The 12888-nt window shown below is 62.7% G+C and carries 14 protein-coding genes; 6 read left to right on the plus strand and 8 right to left on the minus strand.

Annotation, left to right across the window (positions count from 1 at the left end; all coding sequences use genetic code 11):
• Positions 1-14: 14 nt before the first annotated feature.
• Entirely contained in the window at positions 15-923 is a 909-nt protein-coding gene (locus SB771_RS03810; protein WP_175662377.1) for an alpha/beta fold hydrolase, read from the minus strand.
• Between the two features lie 86 nt (positions 924-1009).
• On the opposite strand from SB771_RS03810, the gene SB771_RS03815 reads away from it, so the two are divergent.
• From SB771_RS03815 to SB771_RS03825, 3 genes are all read left to right on the plus strand, one after another.
• A complete protein-coding gene (locus SB771_RS03815) occupies positions 1010-1396 on the plus strand; it encodes a MerR family transcriptional regulator (RefSeq protein ID WP_175662378.1) in 387 nt (128 codons plus the stop codon).
• Between the two features lie 445 nt (positions 1397-1841).
• Complete coding sequence (locus SB771_RS03820) at positions 1842-2534, plus strand: formylglycine-generating enzyme family protein (RefSeq protein ID WP_244096737.1); 693 nt, start codon at positions 1842-1844, stop codon at positions 2532-2534.
• 341 nt (positions 2535-2875) lie between these two features.
• Positions 2876-3427, plus strand: coding sequence for a GNAT family N-acetyltransferase (locus SB771_RS03825; RefSeq protein ID WP_175662380.1), 552 nt, complete (start codon positions 2876-2878; stop codon positions 3425-3427).
• A gap of 104 nt (positions 3428-3531) precedes the next feature.
• Here SB771_RS03825 and SB771_RS03830 read toward each other — a convergent pair whose 3' ends face one another.
• From SB771_RS03830 to SB771_RS03855, 6 genes are all read right to left on the minus strand, one after another.
• Positions 3532-4269, minus strand: a complete 738-nt coding sequence (locus tag SB771_RS03830; protein ID WP_175662381.1) for a transporter substrate-binding domain-containing protein — start codon at positions 4267-4269, stop codon at positions 3532-3534.
• Between the two features lie 204 nt (positions 4270-4473).
• Positions 4474-5076 (minus strand): J domain-containing protein, encoded by a 603-nt coding sequence (locus tag SB771_RS03835; protein WP_124903858.1) that lies wholly within the window; start codon positions 5074-5076, stop codon positions 4474-4476.
• A gap of 343 nt (positions 5077-5419) precedes the next feature.
• Positions 5420-6592, minus strand: a complete 1173-nt coding sequence (locus SB771_RS03840; RefSeq protein ID WP_175662723.1) for an NAD(P)/FAD-dependent oxidoreductase — start codon at positions 6590-6592, stop codon at positions 5420-5422.
• Positions 6593-6786: 194 nt separating this feature from the next.
• Positions 6787-7938, minus strand: a complete 1152-nt coding sequence (locus tag SB771_RS03845; RefSeq protein ID WP_105831674.1) for a branched-chain amino acid ABC transporter substrate-binding protein — start codon at positions 7936-7938, stop codon at positions 6787-6789.
• A 412-nt stretch (positions 7939-8350) separates the two neighbouring features.
• Positions 8351-8542, minus strand: a complete 192-nt coding sequence (locus tag SB771_RS03850; RefSeq protein ID WP_105831675.1) for a CsbD family protein — start codon at positions 8540-8542, stop codon at positions 8351-8353.
• A 163-nt stretch (positions 8543-8705) separates the two neighbouring features.
• The gene (locus SB771_RS03855; protein WP_165752441.1) at positions 8706-10250 is read right to left on the minus strand and encodes a helix-turn-helix transcriptional regulator; all 1545 of its coding nucleotides are present in this window, start codon (positions 10248-10250) and stop codon (positions 8706-8708) included.
• A gap of 391 nt (positions 10251-10641) precedes the next feature.
• Here SB771_RS03855 and SB771_RS03860 point away from each other — a divergent pair, with 391 nt between their 5' ends.
• The 3 genes from SB771_RS03860 to SB771_RS03870 all read left to right on the plus strand — a co-directional run bounded on the left by SB771_RS03860 (position 10642) and on the right by SB771_RS03870 (position 11479).
• Positions 10642-10806, plus strand: coding sequence for a hypothetical protein (locus SB771_RS03860; RefSeq protein WP_006749573.1), 165 nt, complete (start codon positions 10642-10644; stop codon positions 10804-10806).
• A 71-nt stretch (positions 10807-10877) separates the two neighbouring features.
• Positions 10878-11228 carry a BON domain-containing protein gene (locus SB771_RS03865; protein ID WP_011660170.1) on the plus strand — a complete coding sequence of 117 codons (351 nt, stop codon included), beginning with the start codon at positions 10878-10880 and terminating at the stop codon, positions 11226-11228.
• Between the two features lie 53 nt (positions 11229-11281).
• Positions 11282-11479, plus strand: a complete 198-nt coding sequence (locus SB771_RS03870) for a CsbD family protein (protein ID WP_011660169.1) — start codon at positions 11282-11284, stop codon at positions 11477-11479.
• A 226-nt stretch (positions 11480-11705) separates the two neighbouring features.
• Here the strand turns inward: SB771_RS03870 and SB771_RS03875 are convergent, their stop codons facing one another.
• A complete protein-coding gene (locus SB771_RS03875; protein WP_175662722.1) occupies positions 11706-12734 on the minus strand; it encodes a DUF1338 domain-containing protein in 1029 nt (342 codons plus the stop codon).
• Positions 12735-12888 lie beyond the last annotated feature (154 nt).

The raw sequence follows: 12888 nt of genomic DNA on the forward strand, positions 1-12888 counted from the left end.
AAAGCACCAGTGCTTCATTTCCCGGACACCGACCTGACGAACTCCGCCAAATCGTGATTGAAGCGGTCGGGTTCCTCGATGAACGGTGCGTGACCCGCATCGACGTACACTTTGCTCTGGATGCGAGGATTCAACGCCGTCGCGCGAGCCAGCGTCGCGGGCGTGTCGACCAGCGCATCGCGGCTGCCGTATATGAACAGCAACGGCACGCGTGTCTTGCTGAGCGCCTCGGCGGCAAACACCGTCATCGTCGGAATTTCCTTCTGCATGTCCCACGACGCCAGCGCGGCGTTGGCGAGCAATCGGCTGAAAGTGTCGGCATCCGGACGACGGTTGAAGCACAGCCCAATGAAGGTACGCTCGCCATCGAGATGTGTTTTCAGGTCCGGCGAATTCATGTCCCGATAGACCGCGGGATGATCGACGATCTGACCGGGGGCGAGTTCAACGACGCCATCGACGTATACGGCGCCGGTGATGTTGTCATCGCCATACGTTGCGAGGTAGTTCGATATCACCACACCGCCAAGCGACCAACCAATCACGACGGGTTTTCTCGCATGCGAGCCGGCGATGACTGCTTCGAGGTCGTCGGCCCACCGGCGTCCATCGTGATACGGCGTGGCGCCAGATGGTTTATCCGACAGGCCGTGGCCGCGCAGATCGTAGGTGATGATCCGGTATTTGCGCAATTCGGGGCTTTGCACTTGCGCTTCCCAGTTCAGGCGACTGCCAAGCAAACCGTGAATGAAAATGACCGGTGGGCCGTTGGGGTTACCGCTTTCATGAACCGAAAGCCTTACACCATCCTTCGATGTAACCATATAGCTTGTCGGAGCAGCGACCGCGTCAGGTATCGACGCAAATAGCGTTGCCGCGGAGACTGCGGCGGCCAGCAGGTATCTGAGCATTCGGGTGAGCATGAAGAAGGCCTTGATGTGAATCGGCCGCTCAGTCTGAACCCTGACACTAATGTCGGAGTCAAGCGCTTTGTGCTAGCCTGCTTTTCATGGACAAGATGCCCCCAAAGGAACTGCTGACTATCGGAGAAGTTTCGCAACGCACCGGCGTAAGCGTGCGATCGATCCGTCACTACGACAAACACGGTTTGCTCGCGTCGGTGCGCGCGGACAATGGATACCGGATGTTCCCCGACAGGGCGGTCACGCAGGTCAAGCAGATCCGGCGCATGATCGCGACCGGTTTCACCATTGAAGACATTCTCGGTTTCCCGGACTGCATGCTTCTGATCGAAGGCGCGCGTTCGTGCGACCAGATCACCGATATCCAGCGACAACGCCTCGAAGCTATCGATCGTCAGATCGCGGATCTCGAACGACGTCGCAAGAGGCTCATCAAAACCTTGTCAGAAGGCGCGGTTCCGCCGGTCGAGTGAGGGGCGGTGTTCGAATGGATGCAGCCGCGGCACACGAATCAATCGTCAAACCGTCGCATTCTGCGCTGACTTCTTCTAGGAAAGCTCTACGGGTCGGCTGTTGTATTCCGCGTGCCGAGTTGACGACAACGAGCGCCGGCGGAACGGCTTCTCTCTGCTAAGTTGCAGACGTTCAGGGTCCGCTAGCTGTGGGGGGACGAATGGTGCTTTCCGACCCACTTCGGCCCAGCTCGACGACAATGACGGCTTTCAACATACAACAGTCGCTCGCGCGACGTCAGCTTCGCCCGGCTATCGAACGCGCGCGCATTTGATCCAACGCATCCTTCGTTTTGGCGCACCTCGCTCCCGACTCATGCTGCTTCCGTGAATACGAGGTAAGCCCTGTTAGATACTGCGTTGGAGGCCTTTGCCGCTGTAAGCAGTTTCTATTGTCATGAGGAAAATGGAACATCTGTCTGAAACACTCGATATACAAACGATACGCGTTCCCGCAGGAACGATTGCATTGAGGGACGACAGAATTGGTCGTAGATGGTCTGTCGAGCTGCCGCCTTTTTTGATCGGCCGCTATCCCATCACGCAGGCGCAATATGCTGCGGTAACCGGACAATGGCCATCGTCGCATGTCGCCGCGCAATGTCCAGTAGTCAACGTATCCTGGATTGATGCCACCCGGTTCTGCAACATGCTTTCAAAGGCAGCCGGCCTTCTCGACTGTTATGAATTTCATGGCGATGGAACGGGGGCTTCTCTTGTCCCGGAAAGTAACGGCTATCGCCTGCCCACCGAAGCTGAATGGGAGTACGCTTGCCGCGCGGGAACAAATGGTCCGAGATACGGCAAACTCGGCGATATAGCTTGGTATAGAGAAAACTCGGGGGGCCACACGCATGAGGTGGGTCAAAAACAAGCAAATGACTGGGGGCTTTTCGACACGCTAGGAAACGTTTGGGAGTGGTGCGCCGATCTATACGACCCGGAAGTCTATGGTTCGTATCGCGTGTTTCGTGGCGGCGGATGGGCGGATGCCGAACGAGGCTGCCTTGCGACGAATCGACGCCGTAGCCATCCGACGTTTGCAATCGATGATCTTGGCTTTCGGGTTGCCCGATCGCTTGACGCTCGTGATGGGTAATCACGAGCGCATCCGGCTTGGCCGACCAGCAGAGCTTGCCCGATAGCGGGCTGTTGAAGCCCATCAAGTAGCGACGCGACCGAGGGAGCAACCGTTATCCAAGGTGCAACGGACATCCGAACGTCCGGCTGAGCGCGCGGTTGAACGACCGAAAGTGGCCGAACGCGGCCAGCCGCCGCCCTGCAACGCGCGACCGGCGCCGATCGACCCTGAAGGGACGGATTCAAATCCCGAAAGCGGACTCACTCACACTGCGCCGCCATGCGGTTCGACGCATGCGGTTGTTGGTGCGCGGCTCACATGTTTTAATGGGGCCTCTATATTCTCGCCTGCCAGCCGTCATGCCGTTGTTCGAACCCGTCACGCTGACTACCTCTCGCCTCATTCTGCGGCCGCTTCGTGATGAAGACGTGCAAGCGCTTTTCGCCATCTGGTCGGACGCGGACGCGATGCGCTATTTGCCGTTTCCGACGATGACTTGCTTAGATCAGGCGATGGATCGCGTCGCGCGTAAGTTGAGGACCTCCGCTAACGGTCAGGAGTTCATTTGGGCACTCGAATTGCGGACAACCGGCGAAGTGCTCGGGGACTGCGCTCTCTTTCATGCGGATGAGCAATGCCGACGTGCGGAGATAGGCTTTAGTCTGCAACGTAATCATTGGGGAGGCGGCTATATGACAGAGGCCACCTCCGCGCTGATCGAGCACGCATTCGGCACGCTGAACTTACGCCGAATTGAGGCGGATATCGACCCGCGCAACGTAGCCTCGGCGCGCCTTCTCGAACGGCTCGGATTTGTCCGGGAAGGATTGTTGCGTGATCGGTGGGTGGTTGGCGATGAGGTGTCGGATAGCGCGCTGTACGGGCTGCTTAAGAGCAATCGCCGGTCCTAGATGGCCACTGGCTGCCGCCAAGACTTGATGCTGTGCCGACGGTCAGCAGTTTGTCAACGATTCATGCCATTGCGCGGAACGTCTCCTGTTGGCCGAGCACCGACCTATCCTGCATTCAGGACACTTGGATCGATCTCGCGGTCCGTCAGCCCGAATCTCGCCATACGAGCGCGATGATCCGGCGAGCCGAGATATGAACGAAGTCGCTGATTGACCGCTTTTAGAAGATCCGCGTTCCCTTGGTTTAATGAAAACGCTCCAAGCTGAGGCGTCCGCCGGCTGCCACTTCTATCTCGCTCGTGCGCGACGGCCTCGATCACCAAACTTCCCATCCGGCTCGCGATAATTCGATTTCCCAAGGCTGTACTCGCGTATGCGTCAATCGCGCCAGAGAGAATGGCCGAGATCGCGTCGGCTTGGTGCTCAAAGATGACGATTTGCTCTTCGCTTACACCTGACGCCGTCGCCGAATCATGCTGCACCTGTCCCGCAATTATGCCGAGGCGCGCATCAGGACATTTGGCGATTGACGAATAGCTAACGAGCGCTCTCGGGTTTCCAGGTCGAACCAGAAAACCGTCCTCGTTTGCCCACACGGGTAAGCTGAACGCAACCGCATTGGCTCGCTGCGGCGTCACAAAGAGAGGGACATTCATGTCCCAGCGACCTGCCTCAACGCCGGGTAGCAATTCGCTGAACGTCGTCAGGCAATACTCGATCTTATCGACGCCGATCTGGCGCAGAATCGTCTCCGCAAGCTCGATATCAGCACCGGTAGCGGTGCCATCCGCTTCGGTCCAGCCGAATGGGGGTTCTTCGATGTACGCAATCGTTACCTTCATCGCTTCGTCTCGCAAACCGAAAACGGCCATCAAGTCTGGGGCTGATTGTTGACGATTGTACTCAGATGCACGAATGTCGCTTCTTGGCCGATTACTGCCCAATTAGCCGTCAATTCATGAAGCAGTCGATCAAAAAAACTCCCCCGAAGTTGGCACCGATCGCGGTCGAGTTCTGCGTTCGCGGAACTGGTCACACACCAAGGCTCACCGGCGCAGCCCGAACACGCCGTGCCAGAGAGCGCTGAAAAAGTCCGTATGCGCGTGTTCGCCACTCCTTCGCGCGTCGCTCTTTGACGCCTGCGCCGATGCCGCCTGTGTCGCCCTCTCGTCGCATTGCGGCATCTGCTCATCACGCTCCCCGTCCCGCGATGCGCCCGGCTGGCGCGACGCATGCAACTCGACCACGCTGCCGGCAATGCGCTCGGCGAGTTGAACATCGCAATCACGGCCTAGCAGAACACCGAACACGACGTCGCGGTTGTGCCCTTGCTCGGCGAAGCGCATCGCCCATGCCACGAACCGCGCATATTCCGCTTCGCGCTCCGCGTTCAAGCGCTCCTCTTCTTCGCGAAGCCGTGCGTGACGGAGCATTTCCTCTGCGTAAGCGGTGTCATAGACGCGGCGCAGCTCCGGGTCCGAGAGAATCGCGTATGCCTCCTTGATCTCCTGAAATCGCGCATGCGCGTCCGCTTCGCACCCGACGTTGCGGTCGGGATGCGCTTTCATCGCCGCCTTTCGGTAGCCTCGCTTGATTTCCTCGTTGGTCGCGTTCTCGCACACACCGAGCAATTCATACATTGTCGTCATTGTGCGTCGGGATGAAAGTCGGATCGCGTTGATCGTAGCATGTCGCCGCAGCGCCAATCCGTCGGGTTGAGAATTCACCGGGTTCTGAACACCCTGAGTGCAGGTCAGGAGCGCTTTGGCAGATAACGGAATCTGAATCATTCTCATCGGAACGGCCGTTTGCCGACTGGAGCGGTCGCTCGAGTGTCCGAATGTGCATGTAGGCGAACGGCGCTTCATGGCCGATTGCCGCCCCCCCCACCCATTCCCCAAAAGAACAAAAAAAACCCGGCAAAAAGCCGGGCCAATCAGATTGAGACACAAGGAGAATCCCGCCCACCCCACACCGGGCGGTCACGCCGCGCTACACGACGTTCTTTTCGACGATCGGCCGGTTTTCGAGCACGCGCTCCCAGCCGAGCGACGACAGGTCGAGCGATTCATACCGCCCGCCCAGAATCAGTTCACTCACCCCACGCCCGGTCGCGGGCCCCTGCTGCAGCCCGTGCCCGCTATAGCCGTTCGCGAACACGACGTTATCGAGCTCGGGGTGATACCCGATGATCGCATTGTGATCGAACACGTTGTACTCGTAGTACCCGGACCAGCAGTTCTCCACGCGCAGCGCTTCGAACGCCGGCACGCGATTCGCGAGCGTCGGCCAGATCACCTCGTCGAACAGGTCGTGATCGACCTCGTCGAGCGGCAGATCGTCGGGATCGCGATCCGGGCTCGGCGACGTCCCGCAGATATACGTGCGCCCTTCCGGCCGGAAATACACGCCCGTCGGATCGATCAGCAGCGGACAACCGGTGAGCTGCGCCGGCGACGACACGTTGAAGATGCTGCGACGCCGCGCATACACGGGAATGTCGATACCCATCATCGACGACAGCGTGCGCGTCCACGCGCCCGCAGCGTTGACGAGCGTGTCGCACGCGTAGCGCTCGCCGTCGCTCGTCATCACATGCGTGACCTTGCGACCGTCGCGAACCACGCCGGTGACATCGGTCGGCACGTAGCGCGCCCCCAATGCCTGCGCCTTCTTGCGCAGCGCCTGCACGAGCCCGTAGCCGTCGAACCATCCTTCGCCGCTTGCGCCATAAGCGCCCGACACGAGATCGTCGACGTTCAGCCACGGGAACTTCGCGCGCAGCGCATCGCGATCCATCAAGCGGATATCGGCCCCGAGCTTCGTCTGCAGCGCATGATTCTCGCGCAGCGTCGCATCGCCTGCCGGCGTCGCGAGGAACAGGTAGCCGCCTTCATGCAGATCGATCGACGGCCGCGTGCCGTCGACCTCGAGCCGCTCGCCGATCGTGCGCAGGAAGTCGATCCCGAACAGCGACATCTCGATCGACAGCGGCGTCGAGAACTGCTGGCGAATCGATGCGGCCGACAGCGCCGACGACGACCTCGCATAGGTCGGATCGCGTTCGATGACGGTAACGGACACCGTCGGATCGGTAGCACGCAAAAAATAGGCGATCGAGCTGCCGATCACACCACCGCCGACGATGACGACTTGAGAACTCACGACTGACTCCAGTTGCACGTGAAAGGCGCGGCCAGCCGGCCGCGCCCGAAGGTTGTTCGTGCCGCGTCACGCGCGGCGCCGTGCGTGCGGACCGCCCGGCGAATCGCCCCGACATGCGCGGCGATCACATTCGATCGCCCTGGGTATTTCAGCACGTTGGGCGTCGCCGCGAAAGTCCGCGCGCGTTCGGGTATTCAGTCCGCCGTTTGCGTGGTGACGGGCTGCCACGCGGCGTTCTTCACTTCATACAGCGTCGAGCTCGGGTTCTTCAGGTCGCCCGTGTTCGTGAACGCGATCGTGCCGGTGATGCCGTCGTAGCGCGTGCCCTTCAGCGCGCCGTTGAAATCGGCCGGCTTCGCCGAGTTCGCCTTCTGCATCGCGTTGATCGCGATCCACGTCGCGTCGTACGCGAACGGCGCATACGCGAGCATGTCGACGCCGTACTTCTGCTTGAATTTCGTTTCGAACTGCTTGCCTTTCGCGAGACGCGACAGCGGCTGACCGTACTCCCACACGGACGCGCCTTCGGCCGCGTTGCCGGCGAGCTTGATGAAGTTCGCGTTCATCACGCCGCCGCCCGCCAGGAACTGCGCGCGGATGCCGAGCTGGCGCATGCGCTTGACGAGCATCGCGGACTGCGCGTCGAGGCCGCCGAAGAACACGAGGTCGGCGTTCGTGCTCTTGATCTTCGTGAGCTGCGCGCTGAAGTCGACGGCCTTGTCGTTCGTGAATTCGCGCGCGACGATCGTGCCGCCGTTCGCCTTCGCGGCTTTCTCGAACTCGTCGGCTTCGCCCTGGCCGAACGCGGTGCGATCGTCGATGATCGCGATGCGCTTCGCCTTGGTCACGCTCGCCGCATAGGCGCCGGCGTTGCCGGCGTTCTGCGCGTCGGTGGCGATCACGCGGTACACGGTGCCGAGCCCGGCGCGCGTGATGTCGGGATTGGTCGCCGACGGCGTGATCATCGGAATGCCGGCCTTCGCGTAGATCTTCGACGCGGGCAGCGTCGTGCCCGAATTGAAGTGGCCGATCACGACGGCCACCTGCGCGTCGGTCAGCTGCTGCGCGGCCTGTACGCCGATGCGCGGGTCGCTCTGGTCGTCCTGCGACGCGACGACGAACTTCACCGGCTTGCCGCCGATCGTCGTATGCGCGGCGTTCGCCTCGTCGACGGCCATGCGCACGCCGTTCTCGATGTCCTTGCCGTAGGCAGCGCCACCGCCAGTCAGTGGCACGGCCACACCGACCTTGACGACCGTTTCCTGCGCGTGGGCCGCGCCCGTCTGGAACGCGAGGATCGCGGCGGTCAGTGCAATGCCGGAAAGCGAACGAATGCGGAACGTCATCGGCCAATCCTTCTTCTATGGGTCGGATGCGCCGCACGACCATCGCGCGGCGGCAACCTCCCGCGTGCCGGTGAATTCTGCTGTCGCCGGGGCCGCGCCAAAGGCGCGCGCCTGCCGGTCGATCACCGCGGTTCCGTCTCCGAAGAACCTGTCAGCGCGAAAGAGGTGAACCGATTGTGGGTAGCCAATACGCGTGCAGCAAACGAAATATCGGAACTACGTTGTGAGGAATAGTCATCAAGTTCCGTGTGCACGGACGGCGCCGGCCCGCGCGATGGCGAGCCGGGAAGGGAGAAAGATCGGGCGGTATGCGCAAAAACGCCTTCGGATCAAGGCTGCGCGGGGTGATGCCGATGGAGCATCATCACCGCGTCATGCAGCGTCGACGCATCGCGCGATGCGTCAACGGCGCTCAGTGCCGGTCGCTGCCCGTATGACGGCGCACTTCGTCGGCCGCTTCGCCGGCCTTCTCCTGGATCTTGCCGGCCTGCTGTTCCGCTACGCCTTCCGCCTCCGTCGCGCGGTCGCCCGTCACCTTGCCGAGTGCTTCCTTGACCGAACCTTTCAGTTGTTTGAGCTTGCCTTCGATGCGATTCCTGTCCATGGTCGTCTCCTGCAACGAATTGGGGAGAGAGCCGACGGTGCCGCAGCCCGCGTCGCACCGCCGAGTGGACAGGATCGCAGCCGCGCACCGCGCGCGGCAGATGCGGATGCACCAGCCTACATGGTGCATTCGCACCGATGGGGGAGACGGCCCGCGCCCGGCGTCAGCCCTTGACGTTCGCGCCGCCCTTCTCGGCGCCCTTGTCGCCACGCGCGCCATTCGCATCGGCCGCGCCGACGATCCCACGCTCGCGCGCCCACACGATCGCCTCGCCGCGGCTATGCACGTCGAGCTTCGCGTAGATCGTCGCGACATGATTGCGGACGGTGTTCGGCGCGAGCCCGAGGCGGCCGGCGATCTCCTTGTCGGCGAGGCCGTGACACAGCAGATCAAACACGTCGCGCTCGCGCGCGGTGAGATCCGACAGCTGCGCGCCCGCGTCCGGCGCATTCTCGCGCCGCACGTTCGCCAGTTTCTCGATCAGCGTGCGGCTGAACCACGACGCATCCTGCATCGCGGTCTCGATCGCGTAGACGAGCTCCATCTCGGTACGCTTGCGATCGCTGATGTCGAGCAACGCGATCAGCAGGCAATCCTGCCCGTGAATCGCGACCGGTTCGGCCGACACCACGCAATCGCGCACGTCGCCATCGCCCGTGCGGATCTGCACGTCCGCGTTGCGCACGTTGCCGTCGCGCGCAAGTGCGCTGTCGATCTGCTGGCGCGCGCCGCGCTCGGCCCACAGCCCGATCTCGTCCGCGGACTTGCCGAGCAGATCGTCGCGCGCATGGCCGGCCATCGCGACGAAGGCGTCGTTCACGTCGAGCAGCTCGAAGCGGTCGGCCGTGACGATCGCGGTCGCGACCGGCGCCATCCTGAACGCCTTCGCGAAGCACTCCTCGCTCTGCCGCAGCGCGAGCTCGGCCTGCTTGCGCGGCTCGAGATCCATGAACGTGAACAGCATGCATGCCTCGCCGTTCATGTCGATCGGCTGCCCGGCGACGACGACCGCCTTCGTGCCGCCGTCCGCGCGCTTGAGCATGGCCTCCATCTGCGGGATCGTCGCGCCCTCGCCGAGCCGCTCGATCGCGAGTTCGCGATGCTCGGCCTGATCAAGCACATCGACTTCGTAGACGGAGCGGCCGAGCACGTCGTCGCGTGCGTGGCCCGTCATGTCGAGGAAACCTTGATTGACCTTCACGTAGCGCAGGTCGTCGAGCCGGCAGATCACGGCCGGCGCCGGGTTCGCGTTGAACGTGAGCTCGAAGCGCTCCTCGGCGCTCGCCCATTCGGTCGCATCGTGCAGCACGAGCGCGAGGCAGTCGGGCTCGCCGGCGGCGTTCGTCAGCACGAGGCTGCGGATCCGGTGGACCCAGCTCACGTTCTCGTCGGCGGCCGATTCGACTTCGACCGTCACGTCGCTGAACTCCTCGCCCGCGATCACGCGATCCATCGGATAGTGGCCGTCGCTCACAGGATTGTTGTTGCGGTAGCGCAGCCGGAAGCGCTCGCGATACTCGGTCACGTCCGCGCCGAGCGCGTCGAGCTCGGTGACGCCGTGCATCGCGAGTGCGGCCTCGTTCGCCCACACGATGCGCTGGTCGGGTTCGATGAGGATCACGCCTTCGGTGAGCCCCGCGATGATCTGATACAGCTGACGCCGGTCGGTATGCGACTTGAGCGTCTGTTCGTTTACTCGATCGTCCATTGAAGGGTCGTCCACGTCGTGTGCATGGTTGCCGGTTCGGCCGCATCCGCGCCATCAGGCGCCCACATGCGCCGGCCCGACGCGTGTCGCGATGGTCGCGTGCCGTCGATACGCTCGGCACGCTTGGATGCACCATGCGCAATAGTACATTCGCGTGCCGCGCCGCCAGCGTGCGCTATCCCGCCAAGCGGCGCGCATGGCGGCACCCGCGCATGCCGTCGCGCCTCGCACATCCCTCGGCGCATTTCCCGTTCCTGCTCCGCCGTTCCGTCCCCGTGCAAACGCACTAGGCAACCCGGTGAATTTGCGCGATGTGTGCGTGCGTTCGCGCCGGTACGCTGGTACTGCATCGGCGCTCACGCGCTGAACTACCGCAGAGGAGGACGACCCGATGAAGCTGCATCAGACACCTGATCCGACGCGGCCCGAACCGGCTCCGGACCATCCGCCCGAACCGTCGCCCGGCACCGACCCGCCTGTGCCCCAACCCCCCGACGTACCGCGCCCGGACATGCCGCCGCGCGAGCCGGGCTACGACACGCCGATCGCGCGATGACGCGATAACGCGCGGCGCGATCCGCATTGCATCCGCATTCATTCACTCACGCCACTCGAAGGAGAACATCAATGAACAAGACCTCGCACCTTTCGACGCTGCTCGCCGTCAGCGCGGCTTTCCTGCTCGCTGGCGCACCGCTCACGACCGCGTACGCACAGGCGTCGTCGACCGAGAAATCCATGAAGGCCGAATCGGATCAGCCGGTGACCGATACATGGATCACGACCAAGGTGAAGAGCGAACTCGCGACCACCAAAGGCGTGAAGAGCACGGACATCGACGTGAAGACGGTGGACGGCGTCGTCACGCTGACGGGCGTGCTGCATTCGAAGCTCGCGGTAAAGAAAGCGATCGCCGTGACACGCTCGGTGAAGGGCGTGAAGCACGTCGACGCATCCGGCCTGAAGGCGAAGGCCTGAGGTGTCACGCGGCCTAGCGCCGCACTTTTCTCCCTTTACGACAGGAGCACACCATGAACGAAGACAAGATCAAGGGTCAGTGGAAGCAGTTGTCGGGCAAGCTGAAGGCCAAGTGGGGCAAGCTGACCGACGACGACCTGGCCGTCGCCGAAGGTAACCGCGACTATGTGGTCGGCAAGATCCAGGAGCGTTACGGGATCGCACGCGACGAAGCCGAGAAGCAAATGAAGGAGTTCGATCGCGAGCTGTAACGCGTCAGTCTCCTCACACCGCCGCGACGCGTCCCGCGTCGCGGCCACGCGGAGGACCACGACATGGGCAAGTATCTGATCGCATGGCTGTTGGGCGTACCGCTCGGCGTGCTGGTGCTGTTCTACCTGATCACGCATCTGTTCTGACGCTCGACGCGCTCATGCAACGCAAAAGGGCCGGCGGCTGTCATCAGCCGCCGGCCCTTTTGTCTTGCGTGCGTCGCGCTTACTTCGCCGCGTTCGCCGTCATCTTGAAGATGCCCTGCGCGTTGCCCGCGTCGAAACGCAGGTCCGTCACCCAGCGCCGCGCCGCCTGGTCGAACGTGCGACGACGCGTGATGAATTCATAGAACGAGCCCGGCACGTTGCGCTTCACCGTGCCGCCGTCGCGCGTGCGGAACTCGCGCTCGACGATGTCCGCGCGATACGCGGTCTGGAACACGCGGCCCGAACGCGAGCGCTCGACTTCCGGCTTCATCGGCCGCCCCTTCGCCTTCTCGTCGTCGGACAGCTTGAACACGTCGGTCACGCGATCGGTCGCATGGTTGAACGCGTTGCCTTCGGTCGCGATCCATGCCATCTCGGCCGATTCGAGCAGCAGCGTTTCGTAGTCGAGTTCGTTCGGCACATCGTGCTGGCGCGCGAATGCGCCGACAATCTCGGGCAGCAATGCATGCGCGGCGTCGAGCGGCAGCCAGCCTTCGCGCTCGATCTCCCACAGCAGCGCGACGGCCGCCGGCGACAGCGGATCGCGCGACGAGCTCACGACGTTCGTCACGGCCTGCTGGAATTCCTTCGAGAACCGTTCCGGATGCAGTTCACTGACGAAGAACTGCGCGATCTCGTCCGGAGCATCTTCATGCGCGTACGCGCGGCCGGTCATGCCGAGCTTGTCGAGCGGATAACGGCCGTTCAGGCGGAAGCCGAGCGGACGCAGGATCCGCGTGAACGCGGCTTCGCCCGGCGGCAGCGCGCCCGTGTGCGGCCAGCGCACCGTGCGCAGCGCGCCGTGGTCGAAGTAGACCGAACCGCCGTTTTCGATGGCTTCGGCGGTGTACGCGCGGCCATTCGCCGAACGCTCGAGCAGCCCTTCGAACAGCGCCATGTTCATCGCCTGCGCGATTTCCGCGCGCGTGACGACGTCGGTTTCCCATTCGTCGAGGATGGCCGGCATGTTCAGGGTCGCGAACAGGGCGTCGGTCTTTGCCTGTCCCAGCAGCTTCGTCAGCAGGCTGTCGATATTCGGATTGCGCATCAGGATTCTCGTGTCGGGGATCGCCGGCAAACGTGCCGGCATCTCGGTTGGCCGGCCGCCCAGCGGGCGCCTGACCTTGCGTGGGATGCATTATTCAAAGGGTTGCAGCCGGGCGTAAAGCGAGATTAAATTGACACGTGATGAGTTTTTGGAA

The sequence above is a fragment of the Burkholderia sp. SIMBA_051 genome (genome assembly GCF_046534915.1).
Taxonomy (GTDB): domain Bacteria; phylum Pseudomonadota; class Gammaproteobacteria; order Burkholderiales; family Burkholderiaceae; genus Burkholderia; species Burkholderia ambifaria.